The sequence below is a fragment of the Texcoconibacillus texcoconensis genome (assembly GCF_014202575.1).
Taxonomy (GTDB): domain Bacteria; phylum Bacillota; class Bacilli; order Bacillales; family Salisediminibacteriaceae; genus Texcoconibacillus; species Texcoconibacillus texcoconensis.
The window spans coordinates 1-25,963 of the sequence record NZ_JACHHB010000013.1 but is presented as its reverse complement, the minus strand read 5'-3'; the positions used below and the strand labels follow the sequence as shown (position 1 = coordinate 25,963).

The following is a 25,963-nucleotide window of genomic DNA, read 5'->3' as shown; positions in this document are numbered from 1 at the left end:
TCACTATCATATCATATATTTCAAAATTATCTAAATCATTCATTTAAAAAAATGTCATAAATTTTTTTATTTTACATTTGACACCTCTTTTTCATTGTTTTTTCAACAAGCTTATCGTATAAGATGAAGTGATTTTCACCAACTTAAAAATGTGGGGGTGAAAACTTGATTAACAGACGAGGATCTAGTCACGTTCGACCAGGAATGAATCAAGCAAGTTCGCAAGGTCAAGGTAATGGCTACAACCATGGTGAAAACCGTCAACACGGTCGAACTGGAACTGAATGGGCCTTCAACAAAAAAACGAAAAAACGTCAATAAATGAGCAAAGCGGGCTGTCCATGTGCTCCATTTAAAAGGAGTCTGACAAGACAGCCCGCTTATTTATTATGCCGCGAGAACATTTGTTCCTGTTGTTATAAGAGATCGTTCAATCTTGAAGAAGTTGACGCATTCGTTCTAATTCTTTTTCATAAGCACGTAATTGTTCTTTTTGGTGTTCCGTTGCCGTAATGTGCGCTTTTTCAATGACTTGGAAAGCTTCATTAATTTCTTGTTGGGCAAGCTTATGTTCATGACCATAATCTACATCTTCATAATGAAGATCCTCTGTTGCGTGCTGCGCTTCTACAAAAGCTTGTTGAGCTGCTTGAAATGCTTGTTGCTTATTTTTATCAAATGGCACAACCGTCACTCCTTTGCAATCAAATTCACCTATAGCTTCCTCTCTCTTATGACAATTTATTCGAACAAATGAATGAACCAAACCACGATCAGGTCATCCTAAAATTAACCCATTTTAGAAAGGAGGAGAATATATGCAGCGCCATAACGCGAAAGACCCACGACGCAATGCGCAAAAAGGAGCTCCGAGCCACCAGCCTGAACCGATGAAAGGGTCCAAGAAAACAAAAAAAGCAAACCACGTTAGTCAAACGGACGGTGAAGGTTAAAACCGCTCTTGTCTCAGTCCTTTTGAGGTTGCAAAAGGACTGAGTACCTTATTCATGCAAGCCTCTGACTGACGAGGTCGATACATTCGGAGATTTCGTTTTCTTCGATTGTGCGAAAATCAATCCACACTTGTTCATTATGTACACGTGTTACAAAAGACGGCTCTCCTTTACGGAGTTTCTCTTGACAAGCTTCAGCGGAATAAACTTCACTTTCTAATACCGCAGCGACTGTCGGCCGTTCAACTTCTGGCATCGTGCCGCCCCCAACACGAGATACGGTTTCTTTTAAATCAATATGAATTTGGTTTGTTTTCTTTACGACACCATCACGAAATAACTTTGCTTTTTCTTCTATGTCTACTTTTGAAGCTAATGTATCTCTTACAGTTGGAATTGTTGTAGCAGGGTTCAATTCGTTTTCTTGATACTCACTTAACGTCGCTTCTAAAGCGGCCAATGTCATTTTATCAACACGCAAAACTCGTGCTAATTGGTGACGTTTTAGCTTATCAATCAAATATTTATCCCCTGCAATGATCCCTGCTTGAGGACCGCCTAATAACTTATCGCCACTAAACGACACAATATCTGCGCCCGCATTTAACGCTTCTTTCACAACCGGTTCCGAACCAATCCCGTGATGTTTAAAGGGAAAAAGCGAACCACTGCCTAAATCCTCATAAACAAGCACACTTGGCTGAAGCTTTGCAAGCTCTGCTAATTGTGACGTCGAAACATCCGATGTAAAACCTTGCATATAAAAATTGCTTGTATGTACTTTCATAAACATCGCCGTATCTTCAGTCGTTGCTCGTTCATAGTCATAAACATGTGTTTTATTCGTTGTACCAACTTCCACAAGGTTCGCTCCACTTTCTTCCATAATAGAAGAAACGCGGAAAGAACCACCTATTTCAACAAGTTCACCACGAGAGACGATCACTTCTTGATTTTTCGCTAGCGCGCGCAAAATGAGGTAAACAGCAGCTGCATTATTATTTACGACCATTGCCGCTTCTGACCCGCACACTTCTGTGAGCTTTTGCTCAATAATCGAATGACGTGAGCCTCTCTTTCCTGTATCAGTATCATATTCGAGATTACTATAATTGCGAGACGTTTCTACAACTCGTTCAATCGCACCTTCACTTAACCTTGACCTTCCTAAGTTTGTATGAATGACCACACCTGTGCCATTGATAACACGCTTCAGCTGAAATTGACCTTGTTCATGGATTTTCGTTGATAATGCTTCAACAATAAACGAACGAAACGCTTCGCGAGTTTCCGGTGGGTGATCCATTTGGCCATCAATTAACGATTGGCGAATCTCATTCAGTGTTTGTTGAATGAATTTCGTCCCTTTTTCAAGTGATAGATCCGCTTCTTCAAACAATCGCTGAACTAAATGATGTCGCTGTAATTCATCGACAGATGGTAAAAATTTTAATAAGTGTTTCATTGTTGTCTCCTTCGTTAAAATCATCATATTTACTTCCGTTTGACTAAAGTTTATTTCGGCGTAAAATAGGGTGTTTTCCGATTACTACTTTTAATAATTTGTTACCGTCGATCCTGATCCCTTAAATTAATTTCCCATCTATATTATACATCATTAAAAAGGTGATTAAAAAGAATTGTCGAAATGTGTAACTCACGAGTTTGCAAAAAGTTTATAAAAAAACAAGGGCAAAGTGTGTCACGACATCACACTTTGCCCTCGGCAATTAAAACGAGTATTATTTCCCTTCCATCGTTTCTATAACCGTTTTTGGATCCGGAAATTCACCTGTTTCTAATTTTGAATATATCTTCTTATCATTAACAGTCACTTCAAACGCTCCCCCAGAACTTGGCGTCAGTTTAAGGTCTGAAATATCAGAACGAAAATGGTTAAATAACGATTCTGCGAAACTCGCAGCTTTCGGTGCATAATTTCACTGCATACAAAATTCAACTTGTACGTAATAAGCCATGTTACAAAACCCCTTCTTAATTTGAAGATTATGTTTCATTTTAAGGTAACGTTTGGTAGTTTGCAAATATAACGCGTATACTATTGGTTAGGAGGTGATCATATGACTAATCAACGAGAAGACATTCGTTTAACTGAGTTATCATCCAAAGCTGGTTGAGGATGTAAAATTGGTCCAAGCGACCTGGCGCAAGTTTTGCGTCATTTACCTAATACGACTTCTGACGAGCGATTACTTGTCGGACACGAAACATCAGATGATGGTGGCGTATTTCAGTTAACAAACGATATCGCCTTAATCCAGACGATTGATTATTTCACGCCGATCGTGGATGATCCATATATGTTTGGCCAAATAGCAGCGGCTAATGCTTTGAGCGATGTTTACGCAATGGGCGGAAAGCCCGCGACGGTTTTAAATATTGTTGGTTACCCAATCAAGACGCTCCCTGCAGACATCCTTGCTGATATTCTAAAAGGCTCTAGTGATAAAGTAGCTGAAGCTGGAGCAGTGATTGCAGGAGGCCATTCTATCGACGATGCAGAGCCTAAATTTGGTTTATCTGTCACTGGGACTGTGCACCCTGAGCGCATATTTAAAAATGTAGGCGCAAAGCCAGGAGATGTTCTTGTCCTTACAAAACCGATTGGTGTCGGTATCCTTACGACAGGTATTAAACGGAACAAAACTACGCCAGAGCAAGAAAAGCTTGTTACAGAAACGATGGCCCAATTAAATAAGCACGCTTGCGAAGCATTGTCTTCCTTTAACCCAAGTGCGGTAACCGATGTAACAGGGTTCGGGCTATTAGGGCATGGCTATGAGATAGCAAAAGCCAGTGACGTCACTTTTGAGATCGATTATGAAAAAGTCCCTCTGCTTCCTGGTACAAAGCAACTTGCTAAAGACGGTGTTGTACCTGGGGGGACGAAAGCCAACCACCATTGGTTAGAATCTATCATCGATTACGATGCTTCATTAACGAAAGAAGACGAACTCATTTTATGTGACGCAATTACTTCTGGTGGCTTATTGATCAGCATGTCTGAAGAAGAAAGCAAAGCTTACCTTTCAACACTTAAGTCAAGCGTTCATATCGATGCAGCGATTATCGGTCGTGTAACAGAAAGAAATGGCGATCATTTTATTACTGTTAAATGAAAGAATTTGATATAATACCACATACAACTTTTAAAAGAAGAAGTTGTTGGTTTTATGGCCTTTCATATTCACATGATTAAGCCATTTTCATTCAATGATGGGTTGATGAGCATGTTGAACATTTTTTTACAAACAACCCCCATCCTTCGAAGATTAAAACGAAGGATGGTATAACCATTACAGGAGGGGAAATGATGTCAAAAGCACAAGAAAAACTAAGTCAAGAGTTAATCGATCTATTACAAGGAGAAAAAATCGTCTCCTTAATTACCACAGATGGTGAAACAAATCAGCCGAATTTAAGCGTCATTTCATGGCTCGTCGCTCACCCTGAGGGCGATAAAATTAAATTTGCTGTAGGACACAATGCACACAGCGCAAAAAATATCCAAGGAAATCCTCACCTCGTTCTAGGTGTAATTGGTGCGGAAAGCTGTTATTCCATTACAGGTAAAGGAACAGTGTCTGATGTCATCGAAAGAACGATGAAACTCCGTGTCATCACTGTAGACGTTGAGTCTGTAGAAGACGTGATTTTTTACGGTGGCAAAATTACGCAAGAACCAGCATACGAAAAAACATATGATCCGAATTTAGCGAAGAAGTTAGATGACGAAATTTACGCGCTATTAAAAGAGTAGTCACAACCTTTATTCAAAAAGCGCTGCCCGAGCTGATTAATCATCAACTAAGAGGCAGCGCTTATTTATTACATAAGGACGAAAGAAACGGTCATTTACAGCGACAACGTCCAATCAAAAAGAGCATCTGTTTTGTTTATTTTAAAATTGACTTTGGATCCTTTTGCCAAAAACGTTCATTTTCTATCCGTTTTGTTAGCCCTCGTTCATCTAACTGTTCCATCAAAGGTACCAAATACTTCCTTGTCACATTTAAGATCGATTTTGCTTCCTGTAAATTAAATGCATCTCCTGTTTTCTCATATAACTTTTCAATCGCTTCAAGCCAACTTTCATATGATACCAAGTGTTTATCATCTAAAGCGATGGCACGTTTTTTCCGCAATAAGAAATGACGAAGTTCTTCATGCAAGCGTTCAGGTATGCCAGCATTTTCTAAAATATATCCCCACACTTCTACATTAAGCCCTTGTTCTTTAAGGGTATTTTCTACTTGTTCCATTCGTTTGCGCCATGCACTTGGATAAACACTAACAAAATCGAGCGCACTAATATACTGCCCGTCTTTTTTTACTCTTCCGTCTTTCGCTGCTTTTTCAATCGCAAGATCCGCTAGCTCATTTCCATAGTGAAGCAAGTCTTGAATAAGTTCGGCCTTATTTTTCCCTTGTCTCATTGGATAATTTTCATGAAACTCCAGCAAATCAGCTTCCATCACTTCGACAATTTCTTCATATACATTATTAAGAAGATACGTTGAACCGATATTTATGATCACGCCTTGCTCAATGAAATCAGCGACGAGTTCTTTCACTTCATCTTCTATGATCCCGGTTTCTTCAACTAATAGTTGCACTGTCGCGCTTTTTTCAATTTTTAATGTATCTAATATTCTTTCTGCAGGTGTACCTTCCCTTTTTCGCTCCAGCATTTTGATGGTTCCTTCGCCAAATTTATATTTTTCACCTTTAGGGTCAATCACAATGCCGCCACCTATCGTTTCTACTGGTGTAGGTCTACGTAGAATGAAGCGATCTCCCCGCTTCGTTACAATCGGCTCTTGTAAACGAAGCTGACAAAGAATGCCTTCGTCTTCTGCAGATTCATTGCGATCAAAAAATACTAGTGTTCCGAACACTTCTGCAGTTCCAATATGTAATTTCGTTAACATTCGTTGCTTTAAAGGAAACGCCAACTGATGGACCGTGTCTAAATGAATGTCAATCGTTTCGGTTGTAAAATAATGCTGCGTTGAAACGAGGACATCCCCTCTTTTCAATTCGTCATTGGAAATGCCACCTAAATTCACGGCTACTCGTTGTCCTGCTTGACCAACCGTGCGTTTTTCGTGATGAACTTGTAATTGACGTGCACGCACCTTTTTCTCACTCGGTAATACTTCCAGTACATCTCCTTCATGGACAGTCCCTTCATAAACGGTGCCACGAACAACTGTTCCTTGACCATGTACTGTAAAGACTTGATCAATCGGTAAGCGAAAGGCGCCTCGTGTGTCCCTCGGTTCAACTTGGGTGAGGTGTTGCTCGATCATATTCTTTAATGTATCGATCCCCTCTTTTGTTAAACTATCAACAAATACTAACTCCGTCCCTTCAAAAAAGGTCCCTTCAATACTAGCTCGAATGTCTTCTTCAACAAGTTCAATCATTTCCTCATCTACTTGATCTTTTTTAGTCACAACAATCATACCTTCGTTAATACCTAATAAGCGAAGGATATCGAGATGTTCAACTGTTTGTGGCATGACACCTTCATCGGCGGCCACGACTAATAATACAAGGTCGATCCCTGCTACACCTGCGATCATTTGTCGAATAAACTTTTCGTGTCCTGGCACATCTACGATAGACACTTGTGTATCTTCACTTAAATGAAAAGGTGCATACCCTAGTTCAATTGATATATTACGTTCCTTTTCTGCTTTCAATCGATCAGTGTCGATATCTGTCAACGTTTTTGTGAGTGTTGTTTTTCCGTGGTCAATATGCCCCGCCATACCTATCGTATAAGAGCGTTTCATTAACCCTGCCCCCTCTTTTCAACGACTTCATCATTCTATCCTACCACACGCAACTTCGTTTCGGGAGTGTACATCCATAAAATATAGCGTATAACGCTCTCCTTCGAACGATTAACGTGCCTCCTTTTGCTGATAGTTTTTTGTTATGTTATATCACAAAAATTTATTGTTGATTTCAGTTTTACTAGAATGTAAAATAGAGTTTGTAGTTGTTATATATCTATGGGGCTGGTTGCGATGCTGGTGCACGCCGAGGTCTTCAAAACCTTCTGAGAGGCGCGTGCCGTCTCTGCTGGGTTCGATTCCCAGACAGTCCCGCCATAACTGTGACACTTACGGCTTAGTAATATACTCTTACGAAACCAAATAATGAAATGTAACCCTCCTATAACAATATAGGAGTTTTTTTATGGATAAATATAAATCAAAGCATCTTCCATATTAAAAAACTGCCCCAAAGCCTGCGTGGGCTCTTGGACAGTTTTTTAATACCTTTATGAAAAGTGGTTTCTAATATAATCAACAGCAATTTTATTATACTCATTCGGGCTATCGATGTTACATAAATGTCCAGCATCTTCGATAATTTTGATACTTGAATGAACGCATTTCTCCGCCTCTTTTTTGGCTGTTTTTATAAAAATATGATCCTCATTCCCTAAAATGTGCAGCGAGGGTAATTTTATATTACTCATCTTAAATTTATGATAGTGTGATTTCGCATCTTTTAAAAAATGGAACCAAAACAAAAAGTCTTTAGGTTGCAATTTTTTAGCTTCTCGAATAAAAACACTACGAGATTTTTCATGATTTTTTTTAGGCATAATCACCTTTGAAAATAATTTATACAAGTTCATATAGTCCAGAAAATATCGATTAATATTTGCTAGTTCTAATAGTATCCTCGATTTAATATTGAAATACAATACACTTCCACATAAGATCAGACACCTTACTCTCTCAGGGGCGATGATTGCAATATGTCTAGCGATAATACTCCCTAAAGAAACGCCCATAAAACAAGCGTTTTCAATGTTTTCATTATCTAAAATCGTAACCACATCTTTGGATACTTCATCCAAGGATGTTGGGCGATATTTATGATCTTTTAATTCAGACTCCCCGTGCCCGTGCAAATCAACAAAAAGTAGATTAAAATGCTGGCTTAATTCATTTTTTTGCTTATACCAAATTGACGAGTTTCCTCCGAGTCCATGTAATAAAACGATCCAATGATCGTGGTCATGTGTTTTAATCACTTGATAGTTTAGCATACCTTTCACTACCTTTTCTTTTCTATCAAATCAAGCAAAAATAAGAATATATATTTATATCATACATGATTTTTTCGGATAAATATAGACAAGTAAGCGATATTTTTACTTCTTGATCACATTCGCCTATAAACCAGGGAATATAAGTAATCATTTACATATCATCCCTAAATGCAACAACTTGAACTTTCAGGAAACCTATATCGTTAACCTTCCCCTGAAAAATACATAATCATTATGTGCTCCGTTCATTCGCCCTACCACATTTCATTACGCATTCATACCTATATATGAATGCTTACATCTGTGTAACAAACACCAACCATTTCTAAAAAAGGGGGGGCATCATGAATGACAACTTATCACCCACAATTTTACTTATCTTTTTATTGGTTGCAATTATATCCACTCAATCAGAGAAGCCGATTTCCAATCGCCCTTTCCCCTATAAGATCATAGCCCATAGAGGCGCATCTCTTTACGCTCCTGAACATACATCCGCGGCGATCGAAAAAGCGATAAAAATGAATGCTGATTATGTTGAAGTAGATGTTCAGTTATCAAAAGACGGACACCCCGTACTCTTTCATGATCTCATGCTTGACCGCACGACAAATGGAACAGGTCCAATTTATAAACAAACCTTAAATGAATTGAAGAAACTAGATGCTGGTAATTGGTTTCACCCTTCATTTTATGGACAAAAAATTCTCACGCTCAGTGAGGCACTAGAACGTTATCAATCGCAAATTCGTTTTTTAATCGAAATAAAAAATCCGGAAATGTACCCTAGTATTGAGAAACAGCTGGCAAAAACGTTAACCAAAGCGGTCCCAAAGTCAAATTTAAATGATATCATCATTCAATCCTTTGATCTTGATACAGTCAAAAGATTGAGCAAAATGATCCCACAATTACAAACTGGTTTAATATGTAATATTCATTCGGAAATTTCACAACAGGAGATCTTAAAATGGGCGAAACACTTTGATTACGTGAACCCCTATTTTCTAACTGTAAATGAGCGCTTAGTGAATGTTCTTCAACAAACAGGGATAAAAACATTCCCATGGGTAATTTATCACCCAGAAACAGCCTTAAAAATGTTCTCATATGGTGTGGATGGGATCATCACAAATGACCCTCTTTTAAAATACACATTACCTACGAACATTCAGCTCAATCACAATAAAGAAACGAAATCATTCAAGTACCATCAACAGGAAGATGAAAACCTTAACAATTGGTCATCTTTCTTGAAAAAAATTATTAGAAACTGTATAGATCTATTATCAAGAAGTCACTAGACATTAAGCTTGTCCACACCATCAATCAACTTGTTACTCATTTAAACGACGAAACCTTTGATCAAGATAATGAAATTTATTCAAAACAAAAGGGTACCCCATATATTCGAGGTACCCTTTCTTTTCTCGTTATCTTAATAACCTACATAAGCCGCCCCTATGATAACTAGAAGAATGAACAACACGACAATTAACGCGAAACCTACGCTTTCTTGATGTGCCATCATACAACACCCCTTTTAACATACTTCCGAAAGAAGTCTCCCTCTTCAAGCACCCCGTAAGGGTCGTAAGTGGTGGGAGTGATTCACTGAATTTATTGTGGATGACATTCACTAATCACCTTATTCATTAGAGCGCAAACGCGATTAGACATGAATCATGATTTTAAAGATTCTTAGTCTAAAATTTTTAAGTCCACCTTACGCCCCATAAATTGTTTGGTATGCTGCTTCATCCAATTCATCAGGTCCACCGTCAAAGACGAGTTTTCCGTCTCTTAAACCTAAAATTCTTGATGCATACTTCCGTGCTAACGAGACGTCATGCACATTCATAATACTTAGAAGCTGCTTTTCATCATGGATTTTTCTTAGCAAGTGAAAGATCGTCTCAGATGTACTCGGATCTAAGCTCGCAACAGGCTCATCACCAAGAAATATTTCAGGGTCTTGCATAAGAGAACGAGCAATTCCTACACGTTGTTTTTGTCCACCACTTAATGCATCGACCCTTCTTTGCGCCATATCATTCAGTCCGACTTGTCGTAATATATGATACGCTTGCTCTCGTTCTTCATGGGAAAATAAACCTAGAAGCGCTTGGTAGCTTTTCTTTTGGCCAAAACGACCTGTTAGAACATTTTGCAAAACCGTTAAGCGAGGAATTAAATGAAAATGCTGAAAGATCATTCCCGCTTTCATCCTCATCGACCTTTGCTGTTTTTCACTAGCCGAGTGTACAGCTTGGTCACTTACAAGCACCTCGCCTTCAGAAACAGGCTGAAGCGCATTGAGTGTACGGATGAACGTCGACTTGCCTGCACCACTTTTTCCTAGCACACAGACAAACTCCTCCTTATAAATATCCACCGACAGCTGATCAATCGCTGGATAGGATGAACCTGGATAACGAACCGTCACCTCTCGAAGCTGAATCACATTTATTCCTCCTCATGTTAAATCACCCGCTTACGTACATAGGAACCAAGTAAGTCAACAGCAATCACAAGGACCATAATAAAAATAATACTTGTGGCCATCGCGTGATAGTTGATACTTTGGAACTGGTTAAAGAGCTGCTGGCCAAGACCTCCACCGCCTATAAAACCAAGGACTAGTGACGTGCGAATCGCTACCTCAAAACGATAAAAATAGTGCGAGAGTACATTTGGCCATATTTGTGGCACAATCGCAAACAATGACGCGATATGTCTTTTAGCGCCAACAGACTTCATCGCTTCGTGAGGCCCTTCGTCTGCTGCTTCAATCAACTCTGAAATCAGTTTACCAAGCACGCCAATGTTGTGTAAGAAAACAGCCATCACGGCGGCAAACGGGCTTAAACCGACGACAACGACAAAGATGAGGCCAAAAACAATTTCCGGAACTGAACGCAAGACAGAAAGTACAACGCGATTCCACGTATAAATTAAGCGATTTGTGCATGTATTTGATGCTGATGCAAAACTGATTGGAAGGGCAATCAATAATGCAAAAAATGTCCCTAAAAACGCGATCGCCAAAGTGACGAACGCCTCGTGCAATAATAAAGACGTAATCGAGAAGTCCGGCGGTAAAATTCTGTCATTAATAAATGTAAATGCATTTGATAACTGTTGAAATTTCGCCCATTCAAACTCCGTTTGCTCTAGGCTCCACCATGTTAAAAAAATGATGAACCCCGCATAAAAAATATATCGTTTACGAAACCAAATCAATCCATCACATCCTTTATGGGCTATACGAAAAAGAAGCCAGTGACGTTTCAATGAATCAAACGTGAACTGGCTTTATCGCGATCTGTTAGTTGTCCAGCACTTCCGGGTCTAACATATCAAACGTACGCGCCGCTTCGAGCACATCTTCGTATTGCGAATCATCCGCTTCTACAAAAGCGTCCGCTCCCCCAAATATGTCGAGCACTTCAGGGTCATCAATCGCCATAAATGCTTGCTGAATCTTCTCAATTTGCCCTTCTTGCATATCATGAGGAACAACCCAAGGATATTGATACAACGGTTCAGATTGCCAAATGATTGAAAATTCCTCTTCATTAATGGCACCATCTTTCGCTAATGCATGGAAAATCGCACTGTCAATAGCGCCCGCTTCCACTTCCTGATTTTCTACTTGCGTTGCAGTAATATCATGGGAGCCCGTATAACGGACGTCTTGAAATTCATGAACGTTTTCCGATTCAAAAACCCCTCGTTCGCTCAATTCCAATCCCGGTATAAGAGAACCCGATGTTGAAGCTATACTACCAAAGGCAAAATCTACATTGCTTCGCTCTTCTAACATGTCATCTAAAGACTTCCATGGTTGGTCTTTATGAGTCACAATATATGAATAATAATAAGGATCTCCTTCGATTTCTTGCGTGAGAATGGCTTCTGCTCCACTTTCCTCGTGAGCAACTAAGTATGTTAAAGGACCTAAATAAGCCAAATCGATATGACTATAGTTAATCGCTTCTACAACCGCATTATAGTTCGGATAATGTTCAACTTGCACATCTTGTTGTAACGAATCTTCGAGCGTTTCCTCTAATCGCTCCAATCCCGTTTGCATTCCACCAATCGATTGAGCCGGGATGACAGCAACCTCAAAAGCTTCTTCACGATCTGATTCACCACAAGCAGCAATAAATAATAAGCTTGCAACAGACAAAATGATATGTGTTCCTTTCATTTTGGACATTCCGCCCCTCCATTCCTGTAAAGAATTATTTCGATTCCTATATAGAATACTATTGCATATATACATTAGCACGGTTTACGATATCAGTAAACGATAAAATGCATATGCACGGTTTAGGAGTGAAACAAGGATGAACGAAAAGTGGCTTGCCTCATTTATTACATTAGTGGAATTTAGAAATTTTTCAAAAGCCGCGCAGCACCTCAATGTCGCCCAATCTTCGGTAACAAAACATTTGAAAGGACTCGAAGATGAATTAGGAGCCACACTTATTGACCGTGATTCTTTTTCGCCCACAGAAGAAGGAAAATGGGTATATGAAAAAGCCAAAAAATGGACAAAGGAATGGAAACAGTTAAGAGAAGCCTGTAAAAAAAGAGGAGAGAATTGGAAAAAAACATTACGAATTGGTGCTAGCACAACGCCAGGTACTTATTTCCTTCCAGCGCTTTGTCGAACATTTAATCACACGTTTCCACAAATTCGACTCTCATTACAGATAGATGATTCAACAACGATCGCTTCATCATTAAAGCAAGGTGACCTTGACGTCGCATTAACTGGTGCTCCGCTCACACATAAAGATGTCGCAACGTTTCCACTTATTGAAGATCGCCTCGCAATTATTGGGCAAAAAATGGACCATACCCCTTCGATCACGTCTGAAGAAGATTTGCGTCCTCATTTATTTGTAAAAAGAAAAGATGGCTCCGGAACATTCCTTGATGCAGAAAGAGGATTAAAAACATGGGGGATCTCTATGGCCGAGCTAGAAACTGCAGCTATTGCGCCGACAACTGAATCTACATTATCACTTGTGGAAGCAGGCGTCGGTTATGGATTTGTCTCGGAACTTGCCATGAAATTTGAAAAAAATCGCTCTATCGCTACTTGTGGATTTTTACCTTCAATAAGAACATTTTATATATCTTATTGGAAAAGCAAGAACAACGTTGATGAAAGCAAAGCTTTTACCGATCTCGCATTTAAATATATCAAACAAACTTTCCCCTACTAGCAACATGCTTTTCATTTTTTCTTAGTTTCAGTAAAATAGTATTGATGGAAGTAAACAGGGGTGATAAAAATGCCAAATGATTGGTTTATGTGGGCAATCATGCTTTGGAGTGTCGTTTTGTTTGGTCTGGTCGCTATAGGTGGCTACTTTATGTTTCGTAAATTTCTGAAAAAGCTACCGAAAGAAGACGGGCATTCAATACTTGATTGGCAAGAATACTATATCGATGAGACACGACACTTATGGAGTGATGAACAGAAGGAATTTCTTGCAGAACTCGTAGAACCTGTACCTGAATTATTTCGCGATGTTGCCAAAGGGAAAATCGCAGGGAAAATTGGTGAGCTTGCTTTAGAAGAAGGGGCTCAAGAAATGCGCGAGGATTTAATTATCAAAGGGTATATTCAAGCCACGCCAAAGCGTGACCATAAATTTTTAATTAAAAAACTCGAAGAAAAAGATATCGACCCTTCACAATACGAGCGCTATTTTCACTGATAACTACATACAATGACGAGACAAAAATGTGTATGTTTTGAATTTTGAAGTTTGATAAAAAAATCCGACGTTAGCCCTACAAAATAGAGCCGTCGGATTTTTTACGTATCAACGATATTTTTCACTGAAGATTTCATTAACGTACGTTGTAGTCGCTTAAACATGAAAAACATCGCTACGCGCCATGAAACGATCATCGCGTAAGCAAGGATGAAAAACATACCCGCAATTTCACCATAGTCGATACCTTGTCCGATCGTTAACTTAAATATAAGGCGTAATGCAAACAAACCTATCAAAGTATAGAAAAATGCTTTTGAACGAACCATATAAATATCATGATCACGAATTTCAAATTTCGATAACTTTATTAGAACGATTGAAAACAATAAGCCGACCGTTGCCGCTTCAACAGCTTGCAACGTTGTAATACTCACGTCCGGATGAACAAACATCATAAATCCCGTTGTCATAAAAACAGGTGGTAAAATAATTTTTTTCACGTTGGCTGGTTTTTTTATCGCTTTCATACGGACAATCATTGCAGTAACCATCATGAAGACGGCAACACCAATAAAAAATAAACCTTCCATTGAATGTGACCTCCATTTTCTACAATGTCGTCATTATAACATAGCTGATAGGGGAAACATAGTGTTTCAGTTAAGCGATCACAAACGGTCGCATAAGGATTTCGATCAACACAATGGCTACAACTGCTAATAATGCTCGTTGTCCGTATCGGTCTTTATCGATCCATAATATTGATACGCCTACAGCTAATAACAACAACCAAGAACGATAAAGGTTCACAGGGTGATGTAACCGTCCGTCAAGCTCCCAACCAAACGATAAAGGTGTCGGACCTCCGTATGTTTTGACAAATATCGAAAAGGTAAACATACCGAACAATACAGCAATCCCTACTCCATCCATAACAGCCACGGACCATTTCTTTCGCCATACAATCAAACAGAAATAAATAGCTCCTACAATGAGCGCGACAATGAGCGCCTGTCCTCCGCCTACATAGTATATGAAGTTACGCCAATCAGGCCAGAGCTCAACATTTGTGAAAAAAGGCCAGAACTTAAATGTTGCCGCCCCAATCAGAAGCGCCCATAAAGCATGATCTGTCACGGCTTCCGCGTCAGTGACCACAAAGACTCGCTTGACATAAAACGTAAAAAAAGCGTAAGACGTTACAATTGCAACAACTGCTAAGAGCAATTGACTCTGTAGCGAAAAGCTCAATATATTGAATGTTTCATATGGTGCAAACATCTCATTAATCTCCTTTTTCTAACAGCTCTATCACATTTGCTTCCAATTCTGAATAAGTGACAGCTCCTGTACGCCGTTCTGAAATCGCCCCTTGTTCGTCGATCCATACTGTAAGCGGAATCGGTGGCGTTTGATACACACTAGAAACCTCACCTTCCTTATCTAACAACTGTGTAAAGGTGGTTTCATGTTTTTTTATAAACACTTCGGCATCTGTAAGAACATCTTGGTTTGCAACATTAACGCCTATCACTTCAATGTTTTCTCCGTAAGTTTCATCAATTCGCTGAACATGTTCTGTCGACCGTTCACAATATGGGCACCAAGATGTCCAAAAATAAAGTAATGCTGGTCTTCCGTTTGCAAACACCTCTTCAAGTACAAAGGAACGACCATCAAAACGCTCTAATTGAATATTAGGCGCTTGAAAACCTTTGTGTGCTGAAGAAGCCGTCCCTTCCACATCATCATCCACTTGTGCCAACCATAAAAAGAATCCAACACTTATAAACATGATCAAAGCCAGCCCTTGACGTAAACGTAACATTTCATCCTCCATATTGTTTAGGTGATTGAAATAAAAAGTTGGTGACGGTTATGAACACACACGATCTTCAACAAACCTAAACAAGGTATGTCGACCATCGGAGATCCTTTACCATCACCAACTAAAAGCTTTCACACGTCATCATTAAGATACAACGTCAAAGCCTTGTTCTTCAATTTCATCTTTCAATTGCTGCTCTTGTACTTGACTTTCATCATACTCAACAGTTACATTTTTATCTTCTAAACTCACTTCTGCTTTCGATACCCCAGCGAGGTTATTTAACGCACCCTCAACGGATGATTTACAGTGATTACATGTCATTCCTTCTACTTGAATCATTTTTGTTGTCATTTGTACATCTCCCCTTCAATTCATTAGTACTTAAGATTTGCTAAATTGTTGAATGACCTTCATGAGTTCTTCAATCGCTTCATCCCCATTACCCTCTTGAACAGCTGAGGCTACACATCCTCGCGTATGGTTCTCCAACATTGAATAACCTACTTTTTTAAGCGCTGCATTAATCGCAGAAAGTTGCACGAGAACATCCACGCAATATCGATCATCTTCAACCATTCGTTGAATACCACGCACTTGCCCTTCGACTCGTTTAAGACGATTTAATAATTGTTGTTTTTCTTCTTCTGAACGTTGTGTCAATGCACTTGTATCTGGCGTTAGTTCAATGTTGAGATTATCATTATCCATCGCTTTCACCTCTTATCCATACCATACCCCTGGTCAGTATTTTTGTCAATACTTATCTTAGCTATATACGTTTGACTTTCCACAGAGGTTCTGTTTGATATTCTTTACAAATTGATCTCGCTCATTCTTAGTCATGTCGGAAACTGGATATTGTTACGACATTAAAAAACACTCCATTACGGAGTGTTTAAAACCTACTTATCTTGTTGGTTTTGCATCTGCTTCATCATTTGATTAATCTTTTTCTGCGACGGGTTTTGACCCATTTGCATCATCATTACACGAAGCATTTTTTCATTAATTGGTGGGTTTTTCTTCATGTAATTCATCATATATTTTCGGGCGATGAAAAATCCGAGCGCCACACCCGCTAGAAGACTGAGAAGTCCTACTAGAATATACCAAAGCATGTCTTGTTCCTCCTTCATTGTTGAACCATTAAGTCCATATCCTACATTTTCTAATTCGACTTTATTTATTATAACGGATTAGTAGCTCGTTTTAAAGGTCATACAAATAATTTGTCGACAATCAGGGTTTACTGTGTCAAAGAGATTGGTCGAATAATGGTCAGCCAACCTAAACGTTCTCGCTCATAATCGATCGCTAAAAATGTTTGGTCAATCTCTCTTAACCAATCAAAGACGAGCATCTCTGCTGACAAATTGCCTTTCCCTTGAAGCAACATGTAATCATTTTTTATATACAACCTGGCCTCACTTTTTCCTTTGCGAACTTCGATATATCGTCCATAAGAACCCTCCTGAAAAGGGAATCCTTTTGAAAACTTCGCAGATATAGCAAGTTTATGATAAATCTCATTAGGATCGAAACTCTTACTTATGTATTGAATTTGTTGGTCGACAATCGTTTTAAATGTCCCTTGTGCTTGACGAGCTTCTTGAAATAAATGAAGCAACTTCCCTTCAGCTCCATAATAATCAAGTGCAACTTCATGTTCGATCAAACGAATTTCATACGTTCGCATTCGATACCCTCCTAGCTTACCGTCCTTTTCTACATTGTATCGGATAAGTTCGGAGAGGTTTGTCCCTTTATTGTAAAAAGAACCACGAGTTTTTATCACTCATGTCGTTGTTTGTTGAACAAACAAAGATCAGACCCGAAAGCTATCGAGGTCTGATCCCTGCTTTTTAATTCTTCGCATCATTCTTAACGAAATTAGCGGTTTAATAACTGTTTGAATGAAGAAACGACATTTTCTGTCGTGAAGCCATACTCTTCGATAATACGCTCGCCAGGAGCTGATGCACCAAACTGATCAATTGCAATCATTGAACCATTTGCACCTACATATCTCTCCCAGCCTAAGCTAACCGCCATTTCAATTCCGACACGAGGTTTGCCGTCATTTGGTAGCACTTGTTGTTTATAATCTTCACCTTGCGCTTCAAAACGGTCCCAACTAGGCATACTAACAACATTAACATGGATGTTGTCTTGCTCTAAAGCACGTTGTGCCTCTACAGCTAAAGATACCTCGGAACCAGTCGCCAACAGGTAACCATCTACCTCACCATTCGCTTCTGATACAACATAAGCTCCGCGCTTCACGCCTTCGTAAGCCTTTTCTGCTGTGCCTTCAAGCGTAGGTAAACCTTGACGAGAAAATACAAGCGCATGTGGCTGATCCGTGCTTTCTAAAGAAAGTTTCCATGCAGCTGCTGTCTCGTTTCCATCAGCAGGTCTGATGACTGACAAGCCTGGCACTGCACGTAAGCTTGCCAATTGTTCAACAGGCTCGTGTGTTGGACCATCTTCACCTACAGCAACACTATCATGTGTAAACACATATGTGAGTGGAACTTGCATTAAAGATGATAAACGTAAAGCTGGTCTTAAATAATCAGAGAAGACAAAGAAAGTCGCGACATATGGGTTCACGCCGCCATGCAATGCCATACCGTTTCCTGCAGCTGCCATTGCGAATTCACGAACACCAAACCAGATGTTACGTCCGCTGTAATTTTCACGTGAGAAATCTTCTTCGCCTTTAAGCATCGTTTTATTAGAAGATGCCAAGTCAGCAGAACCACCGAATACAGAAGGAACGTTTTTAGCTAACGCGTTAAGTACATCTCCACCTGAAGCACGAGACGCTACTTTGTCACCTACTTCGTATACTGGAACATCTGCATCCCATCCTTGTGGAAGTTTCCCATCAATCGCTAAAGCTAGTTCTTCAGCAAGCTCAGGGTATTCTTGTTTGTATGCAGCAAATAAGTCGTTCCACTCTTTCTCATGTTTTTCACCTTCTTGAACAACTTCATCAAAATGCTCACGAACTTCGTCTGGTACGTGGAAGTCGTTTTCAAATGTCCAGTTATAAGCTTCTTTTGTTAGCTTCACTTCTTCACTACCTAGTGGTGCACCGTGAGAAGCAGATTTTCCTGATTTTGAAGGAGATCCATAACCAATTGTCGTTTTCACTTCAATCAAAGTTGGACGATCATCAATGCGTGCTGCTTCAATAGCCGCTTCTAACTCTTGTAAATCGTTACCGTCTTCGACACGCAATACATGCCAACCATACGCTTGATAACGATCAGCAACATTTTCAGAAAATGCTTGGTCAAGTTCACCATCTAAAGAAATGTCATTGGAGTCATAAAGAACGATGAGTCGTCCTAATTTTAAATGTCCTGCAAGAGATGCAGCTTCTGCAGATACACCTTCCATGAGGTCACCATCACCGCAGATACTATATGTATAGTGATTGATGAGCTCGTACCCTTCACGGTTATACTTTCCTGCTAAGTGACGCTCAGCCATTGCCATTCCAACCGACATTGCAACACCTTGTCCGAGTGGACCAGTTGTCGCTTCTACACCTGGTGTATGGCCGTATTCAGGGTGTCCTGGTGTACGACTTCCCCATTGACGAAAGTTTTTTAAATCATCCATTGTAACGTCATAACCCGTTAGGTGTAATAAGCTATATAGAAGCATCGATCCGTGGCCAGCAGATAGCACGAAACGATCGCGATTAAACCACTGTGGATTATTCGGGTTGTGTTGCATGAATTTTTTGAATAAGGAATATCCCATTGGGGCAGCCCCCATCGGCATTCCTGGATGTCCTGATTGAGCTTTTTCAACTGCATCGATAGACAATGTACGAATTGTCTGAATCGACATCGATTCGATATGTTCTGTCATAGTTCGTCACCCTTCCTCACTTTATACTTCATTTCTTATCATAGCGTTTTCAAACCATTAACACAAGAACTTGTGAATAATTTTTCATATTTGGTAACAGGATATGCACTTCCATTTAATAAATAAGTTAAATAGGAAAAAAGTCGGGAGAACTCCCGATCCTTAATCTTGTTCATTTAATGGTGGTTATTATTATTTCTCTCTTTACTTTTCTTTAATTTTTCAGGGGTTACGTCATTACCTTCTTCATCAACAACTTTCATTGAATGCAATTGGTTTTTAAATGACTTTCGAACACTTTTCAAATACTCTTCTCGTAATGACTTTTGCTCTTTTTCTTCCGCTTTCGTCAAACCTGATTCTTTCTTCTTTTTTGCAAGTTCGTTAATGCGTGTAATTTTATCTTGACTTAACATATTGTCCTCCTTGTATGGTACCCATTTCCGTTGGTCATACTACTAAATATGAAGAAAGAAAGCAAGAATTTTAGTTCTAAAGAGCATATATCTCTTGACAATGTTTTGCCCTTTCTCGCATACTATATGATATATACATGTATCGAATAAGAATCAGCAATGATTGGGAATAGTAGAACACTCGGTGTCCAACAGAGAGCAAAACATTTTGCTGAGAGTTTTGCAGGATGGCCCGTTCGAACCTGCCCAGGAGCTGTCAGGGATTGAACCTGACCGTAGGATCCAACGTTATGGATAGAAGCGGAAGCTTATTTTGTTTTCACACGTTTCATTTATGGGCAAATGTGAAAACAAGCTTCAATAAAGGTGGTACCGCGGAAATCATAGACCATTCCGTCCTTTTTTAAGGGCTGAATGGTTTTTTATTGTTTTTAGGTCTTTTTACTAAGATCAAGGAGGAACATGAAACATAATGAATAAAAAACGTGTTGTTATAAAAATTGGAAGTAGTTCACTTGCTCACGATAACGGAGAATTAAGTGATGAGAAAGTCAAAGCACATACATCAGCCATTGTCCATTTATACAAACAAGGTCATGAAGTCATCCTCGTCTCTTCTGGTGCGGTAGCAGCTGGTTTTCCACAGCTAGGCTATCCAACTAAACCCGTTACCTTAGTCGGCAAACAGGCAGCAGCTGCAGTTGGTCAAGGTTGTCTTATTGAGGCGTATCGTGAACAATTAGAAAAACATGACATTCATACAGGGCAAATCCTGCTTACACAAAGTAACTTTTCTCATAAACATCAATATCAAAATGCATACGCAACCATTTCTGAATTACTGAAACGTAAAGTGATACCGATCATTAATGAAAATGACTCCATCGCGATTGAAGAGTTAACATTTGGTGATAACGATATGCTCTCCGCTCTTGTGAGTGGTTTCATTCACGCTGATCAGCTCGTAATTATCACTGATATCAATGGGATATACGATGCCAACCCTTTCGAAGACCCTAACGCAAAACGTTATGATGAAATTACCGACCTGGATGATAAACTTTTACAACAAGCAGGTTCTAGCGGAAGTCGTGTCGGAACTGGAGGCATGCGTTCGAAACTACTCGCTGCTAAAACTGCAATGCAACTAGGTGTCGATGTATTTATCGGCGCTAGCGGTAAACAACATTATCTCACTGATATTTTAGAAGGAAACGGTGACGGCACTTACTTATATAAGTATCAAGAAGCTGTACAAAGTAAAATCCAATGGTTAGGGCTGCACTCAAAGTCAGACGGTGAAATCACGATAGACAAAGGAGCTGTAGAAGCATTACTAGAAAACGGAAAAAGCTTATTACCTTCTGGAGTTATTGATGTTACAGGCTCGTTTACGCAAGGAGCTGTCATCACAGTAAAAGACGAAGAAGACGAAGAACTAGGAAAAGGGATTTCGAACATGTCCTCGAACGAATTATTGAAAGTTAAAGGCATGTCTAGTAGTGAAGCATCAAAATACATTGTCACAAAACGAGAAGAAGTCATTCATCGCGACGAATGGACACAATTAACAAGTATAAGGGGTTGATAAATGATGATTTCGATTAACGAACAGGCAAAGCAAGTAAAATCAGCATCAGACCAAGTTGCTTTATTATCTAGCGAGGAAAAGAAGCTATTACTTGAAACAATCGCAGACCAACTTGTGTCAAATAGCGAAAGTATTCTTTCTGCAAACGAGAAAGACCTTGAGCAATCCGCACATGAAAGTCAGGCTATATTAGATCGACTTCGCCTTACGACAAACCGCATTGAAAGTATTGCTGATAGTTGTCGTCAAGTCGCAAATATGGAAGATCCAATTGGAGAAACAATCGAAGAATGGGAACGTCCAAACGGTCTACTCATTCGTAGTACACGTGTTCCTCTAGGTGTCATTGGCATGATTTATGAAGCGAGACCTAATGTCACAGTTGATGCGACAGCTCTGTCACTTAAAACTGGAAATGCTGTCCTTTTACGCGGTAGTTCTTCATCTTTTCATTCAAATAATGCTATCGTGGAAGTGATTCATCAAGCGTTAGCACAACGTAATATTAATGAAAATGTCGTTCAACTCGTACAAGATACGTCAAGAGAAGCTGCTAACGAGATGCTAAAGTTAAATGAATCACTTGATGTCCTTATCCCTAGAGGTGGAGCTGGATTAATAAAATCCGTTGTCGAAAATGCGACAGTACCCGTTTTAGAAACAGGCGTCGGCAATTGTCATGTCTATATCGATGAAACAGCTGATCCAGAAATGGCAATCTCGATAAGCGTTGATGCAAAAACAGATCGCCCTTCCGTTTGTAACGCAGCAGAAACGATCCTCGTTCATGAAAAATGGCTAGAACGTTACGGGCACCAACTTATTACTCGATTCATTGACGCAGATGTTCAAATTTATGGAGACAATCAAATTCAATCTCTCCATGGATCAGTCATGGAAGCAACAGATGAAGACTGGTCGAAAGAATATCTTGACTTGGCTGTTGCAATGAAAACCGTCTCTTCTACGATTGAGGCGATTGACCACGTCAAACAATTTGGTACTGGTCATTCTGAATCGATTATTACAGAGCAGTCTAAAAACCGAGACACGTTCTTACAACGCATCGACGCTGCTGCACTTTATCATAATGCATCAACGAGATTTACTGACGGAGGCGAGTTTGGTTTCGGTGCCGAAATCGGCATAAGTACACAAAAACTTCACGCAAGAGGACCTATGGGCCTTAAAGCGATGACTTCTTCTAAATACTTGATTTTAGGAACAGGTCAAACGAAATCATAGGAGGGACAACGGATGCTCAATACACAAAAAATTGCATTTATCGGTGCTGGTTCAATGGCTGAGGCGATCATTGGTGGGTTAATTACTGAACAACTTATCGACCCTAAGCAAGTTATCGCAACAAATAATGCGAATGAGAAACGTCTACAGGAACTCGAAGAAAAATACGGCATTCAAACAACGGCGAATAACGAGACAGCAATTCAAAATGCTGATATTGTTGTCCTTGCTATGAAACCAAAACACCTTACTGAAGCTGCAGAACAAATTAACGCGTTTATTTCTGATCAACTGATCATTTCTGTATTAGCTGGCATCTCAACGAGCTATATAGAAGAAAGTATCGGGAAATCAATTTCCGTCATTCGAGCGATGCCTAATACTTCAGCTAAAGTCGGTGCTTCAGCGACCTCCCTTTGCAAAGGCCGTTTCGCTTATGACGAACACATTCAAAAAGCTTCATCTCTATTTTCTGCGATTGGAACCGTAACAATACTATCAGAAGAAAAGATGGATGCAGTAACTGGTGTAGCAGGAAGCGGACCAGCATTTTTCTATTATTTTGTTGAAGCAATTGAAAATGCCGCTTTAGAAGCTGGACTTACAGAAAACGAAACAAAAGAACTGATTGCACAAACCTTAACTGGAGCAGCTCGTCGCTTGAGAAATACAGACAAATCTGCAAGGGAATTATACATGGAAGTTATGAGCCCCGCCGGTACAACAGAAGCTGCTTTTGAGGTTCTGGAAAATCATAACGTCAAAGAACACGTAAAAAATAGTGTATTACGCGCCATCGAACGGTCTCAAGAACTCGGTGCCACTCCAGCCCCGTTCACTTCAGTAAATAAACAGTAACAATGATAAAAATAAGGTTGTTATACACCTTTTTTCACCTATACCTGAAAGTAAATATTCATATGAAAACCGTCACTGAATTAATTAATGAGTGACGGTTTTTTTCATATATTCACGGTATCTTCGGTGAACAGTAGCCTTAGAAACATCATAACCGAACCCTCGCAAAGTTGCAGCAACCTCGTAAAACGTTAAACCTGAATCTTTTAAACGAATAATCTCTTCGATCGGTGCTTGTTTTCGCTTTCTACCACCACTATCATTCGATTGCAAATGATCTTGTGGGCGATACCCTTTTTCAACGGCCTTTTTCATCCCACGTTTTATTTTTAAGTTATGTAACTTACGTTGGTATTCCTCAACAATAGCAACAATATCTAATACCATTTCGTCTGATTCAGACATTTCTAAAGTCTTTTTTTCTTTTACAGTATAAATAGCTACATCTGCTTTTTTCAGTTCGTGAATCACTGCCATTTTCGCATGTCCTCTCCCAAGTCGCGTATCATCAGTCACGAAAACAGCATCTAATTCTGAACGTTTAACGAGGTCAAGTAAATTCAATAACCCTTCTCGATCCATATCATAACCACTAGATGTGTCATAATATTTTTTGACAACTTCTACATCCCATTCATCAGCTAGTTGTTGAAGTTCTTCCAACTGGCGCTTGAGCGAAGTCTCTTGTTCTACTTTCGTCGTACTCACTCTCGCATACAAACCAACTCTCATGATCGACATTTCCCCTTTATGACTTAGTTGGTATTTTTATAGTTTGTCCAACATAAATCTTATCACTTGTTAATTCATTTTTCACATTTATCCATTGAACAATTTCTTGTTTATTCATCTCGACCTGTTCTTCTATTTCTCTAGCAATCGTCCATAAACGGTCGCCCTCTTCTACGATGACCGTTTCATATTCCACATTTTCAGCTGATGAAACATTATCGCTCAGGACAGGAATCCATAGCGAAGCGATAACTAAGATAAATCCAAAATGAATAATCAATCGTTTTAACTTGCTGTTCATAAAAGGACACTCCTAACACGAATGTTTGTTCCTATTTAGTTTAATAGAGAACGAACGTTCGTGTCAATAGAATGCTCTCATTTTAAAAGAGAACTTATGTTTGCATGTTATTTTAAGGCCATGGTATAATATTACTAAACTTAAAAAGGGAAAAACGAGGTGCGAAATATGACGAAATTATCAAAACGCCAGCAACTTATTCTCGATTACATACGTGACGAAGTCAAAGATAAAGGGTACCCTCCCTCCGTTAGAGAAATTGGTGAAGCCGTAGGACTTGCTTCAAGTTCTACTGTTCACGGACATCTATCTCGCTTAGAAAAGAAGGGCTTAATCCGTCGTGACCCTACTAAACCAAGAGCCATTGAAGTTACAGATATAGAAGATGAAAAAAGAACTTCTGACCATGTCTCTGAAACACCTTCAGTTTATGTTCCTGTTATCGGGAAAGTTACAGCTGGACAACCAATCACAGCTATTGAAAACATAGAGGAATACATTCCACTTCCTGAACGAATGGTGCAAGGTGAGCAGTCATTTATTTTGGAAATTGAAGGAGATTCAATGATTGAAGCAGGCATTTTTGATGGGGACCTCGTTATTGTACGACAACAACAATATGCAAATAATGGAGATATTGTCGTTGCGATGACTGAAGAAGATGAAGCAACCGTCAAACGTTTCTTTAAAGAGGATGGACATATTCGATTGCAACCAGAAAATGCAACATTAGAACCTATTTTAGTAACAAATGTATCAATCTTAGGTAAAGTCATCGGTGTCTTTCGAACAGTGCACTAAATTTTCATCACTCTCTACTAATATCCCCTGTTTCAGGGGATTCTTTTTGTCATATTAATGGAACAATACCTCAACATCAAGTCAGGGCGCGATCCTATCGTAAGTGGTAGGTCCCCCCTATTTGCGTAACAAACGCAAATTGAATATTACGCACTTCTTGTTCCTCACTTTTTATTTTTCTATAAACCCTTTTCACCTTGCGGTGATCCAGTTCTTGAAAACACAAAAAAAGCACATCGCTTCTGCGACATGCTCTCAAATGCCTGGCGGCGTCCTACTCTCACAGGGGATCGCCTCCAACTACCATCGTCGGGCTGCGGAATCCGATTAACGGCGAATTTCTTCGTCACCTGCTCTCTCTTAAGAAAAGTACAAGGCGCCCGCCTATCGGCGACTAGCACTGGAGGTCCGGCAAGCAGAAGCGCTTTCAGCTTCAATTGCCGGACCGAAGTGACCTCGAGCCGATGGCGCCTGAACTAGACAGATTCTCATGGACGGGTGTCC

General features: G+C 39.6%; 30 protein-coding genes, 1 tRNA gene, 1 pseudogene and 1 other annotated feature. Of the genes and pseudogenes, 12 read left to right on the top strand and 20 right to left on the bottom strand.

The window, feature by feature from the left end; translation table 11 throughout:
* Positions 1–165: 165 nt before the first annotated feature.
* A complete protein-coding gene (sspO, locus tag HNQ41_RS13090; RefSeq protein ID WP_221301942.1) occupies positions 166–321 on the top strand; it encodes a small acid-soluble spore protein O in 156 nt (51 codons plus the stop codon).
* A 109-nt stretch (positions 322–430) separates the two neighbouring features.
* On the opposite strand, the gene HNQ41_RS13085 is transcribed toward sspO, so the two are convergent.
* A complete protein-coding gene (locus HNQ41_RS13085; protein ID WP_184664882.1) occupies positions 431–685 on the bottom strand; it encodes a hypothetical protein in 255 nt (84 codons plus the stop codon).
* 133 nt (positions 686–818) lie between these two features.
* Between HNQ41_RS13085 and HNQ41_RS13080 the strand changes: the two genes are divergently transcribed.
* Positions 819–953, top strand: a complete 135-nt coding sequence (locus HNQ41_RS13080) for a small acid-soluble spore protein P (protein WP_184664881.1) — start codon at positions 819–821, stop codon at positions 951–953.
* A gap of 52 nt (positions 954–1,005) precedes the next feature.
* Here the strand turns inward: HNQ41_RS13080 and selA are convergent, their stop codons facing one another.
* Positions 1,006–2,418, bottom strand: coding sequence for an L-seryl-tRNA(Sec) selenium transferase (selA, locus tag HNQ41_RS13075; protein ID WP_184664880.1), 1,413 nt, complete (start codon positions 2,416–2,418; stop codon positions 1,006–1,008).
* Positions 2,419–2,695: 277 nt separating this feature from the next.
* Positions 2,696–2,881 (bottom strand): annotated as a pseudogene (locus tag HNQ41_RS13070) (Rdx family protein); the annotation flags it as partial.
* Positions 2,882–3,034: 153 nt separating this feature from the next.
* Here HNQ41_RS13070 and selD point away from each other — a divergent pair.
* Positions 3,035–4,093, top strand: coding sequence for a selenide, water dikinase SelD (gene selD, locus HNQ41_RS13065; RefSeq protein ID WP_184664879.1), 1,059 nt, complete (start codon positions 3,035–3,037; stop codon positions 4,091–4,093).
* Positions 4,094–4,287: 194 nt separating this feature from the next.
* Entirely contained in the window at positions 4,288–4,734 is a 447-nt protein-coding gene (locus HNQ41_RS13060) for a PNPOx family protein (protein WP_184664878.1), read from the top strand.
* A 136-nt stretch (positions 4,735–4,870) separates the two neighbouring features.
* Here HNQ41_RS13060 and selB read toward each other — a convergent pair whose 3' ends face one another.
* Positions 4,871–6,775 (bottom strand): selenocysteine-specific translation elongation factor, encoded by a 1,905-nt coding sequence (gene selB, locus HNQ41_RS13055; protein ID WP_184664877.1) that lies wholly within the window; start codon positions 6,773–6,775, stop codon positions 4,871–4,873.
* Between the two features lie 224 nt (positions 6,776–6,999).
* On the opposite strand from selB, the gene HNQ41_RS13050 reads away from it, so the two are divergent.
* A tRNA-Sec gene (locus tag HNQ41_RS13050) sits at positions 7,000–7,096 on the top strand.
* A gap of 173 nt (positions 7,097–7,269) precedes the next feature.
* Here HNQ41_RS13050 and HNQ41_RS13045 read toward each other — a convergent pair.
* Positions 7,270–8,049, bottom strand: coding sequence for an alpha/beta fold hydrolase (locus tag HNQ41_RS13045; protein WP_184664876.1), 780 nt, complete (start codon positions 8,047–8,049; stop codon positions 7,270–7,272).
* Between the two features lie 347 nt (positions 8,050–8,396).
* Between HNQ41_RS13045 and HNQ41_RS13040 the strand changes: the two genes are divergently transcribed.
* On the top strand, positions 8,397–9,356 hold the full coding sequence (locus HNQ41_RS13040) for a glycerophosphodiester phosphodiesterase (RefSeq protein ID WP_184664875.1): 960 nt from the start codon (positions 8,397–8,399) through the stop codon (positions 9,354–9,356).
* Between the two features lie 134 nt (positions 9,357–9,490).
* Here the strand turns inward: HNQ41_RS13040 and HNQ41_RS13035 are convergent, their stop codons facing one another.
* The 4 genes from HNQ41_RS13035 to phnD form a co-directional block, all read right to left on the bottom strand.
* The gene (locus HNQ41_RS13035) at positions 9,491–9,580 is read right to left on the bottom strand and encodes a YjcZ family sporulation protein (RefSeq protein WP_184664874.1); all 90 of its coding nucleotides are present in this window, start codon (positions 9,578–9,580) and stop codon (positions 9,491–9,493) included.
* Positions 9,581–9,778: 198 nt separating this feature from the next.
* The gene (gene phnC / locus HNQ41_RS13030) at positions 9,779–10,516 is read right to left on the bottom strand and encodes a phosphonate ABC transporter ATP-binding protein (protein ID WP_184664873.1); all 738 of its coding nucleotides are present in this window, start codon (positions 10,514–10,516) and stop codon (positions 9,779–9,781) included.
* A gap of 17 nt (positions 10,517–10,533) precedes the next feature.
* On the bottom strand, positions 10,534–11,295 hold the full coding sequence (gene phnE, locus HNQ41_RS13025; RefSeq protein ID WP_184664872.1) for a phosphonate ABC transporter, permease protein PhnE: 762 nt from the start codon (positions 11,293–11,295) through the stop codon (positions 10,534–10,536).
* Positions 11,296–11,380: 85 nt separating this feature from the next.
* A complete protein-coding gene (gene phnD, locus HNQ41_RS13020) occupies positions 11,381–12,277 on the bottom strand; it encodes a phosphate/phosphite/phosphonate ABC transporter substrate-binding protein (RefSeq protein WP_343043368.1) in 897 nt (298 codons plus the stop codon).
* A 130-nt stretch (positions 12,278–12,407) separates the two neighbouring features.
* On the opposite strand from phnD, the gene HNQ41_RS13015 reads away from it, so the two are divergent.
* Positions 12,408–13,295: a selenium metabolism-associated LysR family transcriptional regulator gene (locus HNQ41_RS13015; protein ID WP_184664871.1), complete on the top strand. Its 888-nt coding sequence runs from the start codon at positions 12,408–12,410 to the stop codon at positions 13,293–13,295.
* Between the two features lie 69 nt (positions 13,296–13,364).
* Positions 13,365–13,793 (top strand): DUF2621 domain-containing protein, encoded by a 429-nt coding sequence (locus HNQ41_RS13010; RefSeq protein WP_184664870.1) that lies wholly within the window; start codon positions 13,365–13,367, stop codon positions 13,791–13,793.
* Between the two features lie 101 nt (positions 13,794–13,894).
* Here the strand turns inward: HNQ41_RS13010 and HNQ41_RS13005 are convergent, their stop codons facing one another.
* From HNQ41_RS13005 to HNQ41_RS12965, 9 genes are all read right to left on the bottom strand, one after another.
* Positions 13,895–14,386, bottom strand: coding sequence for a CcdC family protein (locus HNQ41_RS13005; RefSeq protein ID WP_184664869.1), 492 nt, complete (start codon positions 14,384–14,386; stop codon positions 13,895–13,897).
* Positions 14,387–14,456: 70 nt separating this feature from the next.
* Entirely contained in the window at positions 14,457–15,077 is a 621-nt protein-coding gene (locus HNQ41_RS13000) for a hypothetical protein (RefSeq protein WP_184664868.1), read from the bottom strand.
* Positions 15,078–15,081: 4 nt separating this feature from the next.
* Positions 15,082–15,624, bottom strand: coding sequence for a TlpA family protein disulfide reductase (locus HNQ41_RS12995; protein WP_184664867.1), 543 nt, complete (start codon positions 15,622–15,624; stop codon positions 15,082–15,084).
* 144 nt (positions 15,625–15,768) lie between these two features.
* Complete coding sequence (gene copZ, locus HNQ41_RS12990; RefSeq protein ID WP_184664866.1) at positions 15,769–15,978, bottom strand: copper chaperone CopZ; 210 nt, start codon at positions 15,976–15,978, stop codon at positions 15,769–15,771.
* Between the two features lie 30 nt (positions 15,979–16,008).
* Positions 16,009–16,335 (bottom strand): metal-sensing transcriptional repressor, encoded by a 327-nt coding sequence (locus HNQ41_RS12985; protein ID WP_184664865.1) that lies wholly within the window; start codon positions 16,333–16,335, stop codon positions 16,009–16,011.
* A gap of 194 nt (positions 16,336–16,529) precedes the next feature.
* A complete protein-coding gene (locus HNQ41_RS12980; protein WP_184664864.1) occupies positions 16,530–16,745 on the bottom strand; it encodes a YneF family protein in 216 nt (71 codons plus the stop codon).
* 128 nt (positions 16,746–16,873) lie between these two features.
* Positions 16,874–17,323, bottom strand: a complete 450-nt coding sequence (sirA, locus tag HNQ41_RS12975; RefSeq protein WP_184664863.1) for a sporulation inhibitor of replication protein SirA — start codon at positions 17,321–17,323, stop codon at positions 16,874–16,876.
* A gap of 194 nt (positions 17,324–17,517) precedes the next feature.
* Positions 17,518–19,515: a transketolase gene (gene tkt / locus HNQ41_RS12970; protein ID WP_184664862.1), complete on the bottom strand. Its 1,998-nt coding sequence runs from the start codon at positions 19,513–19,515 to the stop codon at positions 17,518–17,520.
* Between the two features lie 176 nt (positions 19,516–19,691).
* Positions 19,692–19,931 (bottom strand): DUF896 domain-containing protein, encoded by a 240-nt coding sequence (locus tag HNQ41_RS12965; RefSeq protein WP_184664861.1) that lies wholly within the window; start codon positions 19,929–19,931, stop codon positions 19,692–19,694.
* Positions 19,932–20,081: 150 nt separating this feature from the next.
* Positions 20,082–20,335, top strand: a binding site (T-box leader).
* A gap of 68 nt (positions 20,336–20,403) precedes the next feature.
* Here HNQ41_RS12965 and proB point away from each other — a divergent pair.
* The 3 genes from proB to proC are packed head-to-tail and all read left to right on the top strand — an operon-like array spanning position 20,404 to position 23,625.
* Positions 20,404–21,519, top strand: coding sequence for a glutamate 5-kinase (proB, locus tag HNQ41_RS12960; RefSeq protein WP_184664860.1), 1,116 nt, complete (start codon positions 20,404–20,406; stop codon positions 21,517–21,519).
* Between the two features lie 3 nt (positions 21,520–21,522).
* The gene (locus HNQ41_RS12955; RefSeq protein WP_343043367.1) at positions 21,523–22,767 is read left to right on the top strand and encodes a glutamate-5-semialdehyde dehydrogenase; all 1,245 of its coding nucleotides are present in this window, start codon (positions 21,523–21,525) and stop codon (positions 22,765–22,767) included.
* 12 nt (positions 22,768–22,779) lie between these two features.
* Positions 22,780–23,625, top strand: coding sequence for a pyrroline-5-carboxylate reductase (proC, locus tag HNQ41_RS12950; RefSeq protein ID WP_184664859.1), 846 nt, complete (start codon positions 22,780–22,782; stop codon positions 23,623–23,625).
* Positions 23,626–23,709: 84 nt separating this feature from the next.
* On the opposite strand, the gene HNQ41_RS12945 is transcribed toward proC, so the two are convergent.
* Together HNQ41_RS12945 and yneA are read right to left on the bottom strand one after the other, a co-directional pair.
* Complete coding sequence (locus HNQ41_RS12945; RefSeq protein WP_184664858.1) at positions 23,710–24,357, bottom strand: YneB family resolvase-like protein; 648 nt, start codon at positions 24,355–24,357, stop codon at positions 23,710–23,712.
* Positions 24,358–24,373: 16 nt separating this feature from the next.
* On the bottom strand, positions 24,374–24,658 hold the full coding sequence (gene yneA / locus HNQ41_RS12940) for a cell division suppressor protein YneA (RefSeq protein ID WP_184664857.1): 285 nt from the start codon (positions 24,656–24,658) through the stop codon (positions 24,374–24,376).
* A gap of 168 nt (positions 24,659–24,826) precedes the next feature.
* Between yneA and lexA the strand changes: the two genes are divergently transcribed.
* A complete protein-coding gene (lexA, locus tag HNQ41_RS12935) occupies positions 24,827–25,459 on the top strand; it encodes a transcriptional repressor LexA (RefSeq protein WP_184664856.1) in 633 nt (210 codons plus the stop codon).
* Positions 25,460–25,963: the final 504 nt, after the last annotated feature.